Raw genomic sequence first — 2,462 nt, 5'->3', positions numbered from 1 at the left:
AGAAAAAATCCAAGAGAAATAAAAAATCATTCGGACACTTATGCTAAAATATCGCCACAGAAAATATCTCTTCTTCAACTGTCCGAATGAAACCGACAGAGGTGTCCGGATAAACCGTTATATGCATCTTCCTTTTGTTGTGATTTTATTTTTATAGCATGAGAGTGTTTTTTACATATTTACCCCCTTGGTAATCAAATATAAAAAAAGTATAGAAAAAACTATAGACGCATCTTGTCTATGAGCCTATTTATCTTTGGTGATTACTTTAAATTCGACTCTTTTGGAACGTTCAGTGTCCTCTGTTTGAGATTTTTCAAAATAAAGCGGTTTTGAAAAAGCCATTCCGTTTGCTCTTAGATTTGCTTCGAGCCACTTGATGTTGTTTCTAATAAAAAAATCATCCAAACCGTAGCATAGCGAGAGCACATTGCTGGCTCTTTCTTGAGAGAGGCGCATATTTTTTAGATAGACTTCTCTTGTATCTGCAACACTTCCCCATCCATTTGAAGTATGTCCTTCGACCCGTATCTCATCTATTTCACTTTTAAATTTGGCATCACTTAACACTTTGATGTAGCGAGGGAAAAAATCTTGGAGTAACTCATAAAAAGCTTCAGGTACTTCCGCACCACCTGTTTCAAATGGCGAATTGAAGCGCATGATGTTATCATCTGTAATGAGAGCTTGCCATTTCGTCAAATCCTTGTCAAACTCTTCATGAAGTGCTTTGTTTAACTCTATTTTATAGTTCTCTTTTTCACTAAGGAGTTGGTATAAAAAAGAGATAGATATAAACATAAATATCATCATAAGCGCTGACATAACATCTGCTATATTGATCCAGTTGCTCTCACTATCTTGCATCTTAGAGTCTCCCGTTTGCTTCACGCAGCAGCAGCTGCATATTTTCTTTAACGATGTCGGTTGTCTCTTCAAGTGATACTTTAACCTTATCGCTTGAAGAGGTAAGATTGTCTATGAGTTTTTGGATATTTGCTTGTTCGCTCTCTTTTGCAAGAGAGATGTGTTTAAGCTCTTTGATAATATGGCTAATGCTTTGTTCACTCTCTTGAATATGACTCTTATAGTTATCCTGCCAGAGAATCATATTTTTTACCGCATCATTTAACTGCTTGAAGTTGTCTCCAAACTGTTCAGTCAGTTTTTTGTTAAAATCTTTGACAACTTCTTCAAGCGCGTAGATAACTTCCTCTTTTTTTGTGGCTTGTGGCTTAAAGATGGAGAGGAGTATGGAGAAAAATATCCCCATCCCAGAGGTAACAAATGCAGTCTTAAGCCCCTCAAGAAGCTGTGGCATGCTCTCTTTTATATTTGTCACATCAAAGTGATAAAGACCGATAGCTATACCTATAAAAGTTCCTAGTATTCCAAGGCTTACTATCTCGTTTTTGAAACTTCTTCCTCTGTTTTTAATGCTCTGAATAAAAAGAGCCACTATCATTATGCTGATTGTTAAAGTTATGGCATTGGTCATCATTTGCTAGATTCCTTTTTATTTGCGTAGATTTTATGAAATGTATTGACTTCATTTTGATACTTTTTGACAAGATAAGCATGTCTGTATCTATATTTAAGCGCCAAATTTGAGGCGTTATATGTCAGAAGTCTGTTGATCATCTCTCCAAACTCTCTTTTGAGTGATGGATAGTTCGTAAAAAAGACAGGCATCGCTGGTAGGTGACTTCGCATCTCTTCATGTCTATGGTTTAGTTGCTCTAACTTCTCAAGCAGAAGCTTCTCTTCCTCTTTGAGTGATTCAACCGCTCTCTCACTTCCAAACACTTTTTTGTTGATTGCTTTAGAAAGGAGCCACCCGATAGCAAAAACAACTACACCCCACACTCCGCCGACACTCACCCCAAAGAGACCGACGATCCCAATGACGATATAAACAAGTACGGAAGAGATAATTATGCTTGCGACCTTCTCTTCGAGTTTAGAGTTTATATCTTTTTGCAAAATGTTGTCTTCAATATTTTGAGAAGCGCTTTTGAGCTTGAGCGTCCATTTACGATACTCTTTTAAGAGTCCATCTAGTAGTGCTATCTTTGACATGATTAACCTAAGAGTTCTAAAAAGAGAAATATCCCAGAAGCACCTAAAGCACCTTTTGCAAAGGAGTTTGCTCTCTTTTTTTGCTCACTCAAAAGTGCATGAAACTCCTCATCAGATAAATCATCTTTTTCAAGTCCTGCCTCTTTAAGGTTTTTAATCACCTCCTTATATGCATGGCTCTCAATCATCGCATCATATTGCGCTTTTGTGGCACTTTTCATACCTTTGAGTTTTTCTACTAGTTCTTGCATGTTTAACTCCTACTAATAAATTTAATATAATTACATGTAAAGAGATAAGCAAGATGATCACATTTTTTTAGATCAATGATAGAGCTTTAGAGTTCTATTAAATCTCCAAGGAGTCTATCACTTGCTCATAAT

Annotated in this window: 4 protein-coding genes; all 4 read right to left on the bottom strand. The window is 36.5% G+C overall.

What is annotated here, in order from left to right; translation table 11 throughout:
• Positions 1-246 precede the first annotated feature (246 nt).
• From K0A91_RS10805 to K0A91_RS10790, 4 genes are read right to left on the bottom strand one after another with little or no spacing between them, the layout of a single operon-like run.
• On the bottom strand, positions 247-867 hold the full coding sequence (locus K0A91_RS10805) for a hypothetical protein (protein WP_295010196.1): 621 nt from the start codon (positions 865-867) through the stop codon (positions 247-249).
• 1 nt (position 868) lies between these two features.
• Positions 869-1,501, bottom strand: a complete 633-nt coding sequence (locus K0A91_RS10800) for a MotA/TolQ/ExbB proton channel family protein (RefSeq protein ID WP_295010195.1) — start codon at positions 1,499-1,501, stop codon at positions 869-871.
• Positions 1,498-2,079, bottom strand: a complete 582-nt coding sequence (locus tag K0A91_RS10795) for a hypothetical protein (protein ID WP_295010194.1) — start codon at positions 2,077-2,079, stop codon at positions 1,498-1,500. The genes K0A91_RS10800 and K0A91_RS10795 overlap by 4 nt, the downstream gene beginning before the upstream one ends.
• 2 nt (positions 2,080-2,081) lie before the next feature.
• Positions 2,082-2,330, bottom strand: a complete 249-nt coding sequence (locus K0A91_RS10790; protein WP_295010193.1) for a hypothetical protein — start codon at positions 2,328-2,330, stop codon at positions 2,082-2,084.
• Between the last annotated feature and the right edge of the window lie 132 nt (positions 2,331-2,462).

It is taken from the genome of Sulfurimonas sp. (genome assembly GCF_019429335.1).
Classification (GTDB): Bacteria; Campylobacterota; Campylobacteria; order Campylobacterales; family Sulfurimonadaceae; genus Sulfurimonas.
This window is presented reverse-complemented; position numbering and strand designations above follow the sequence as displayed.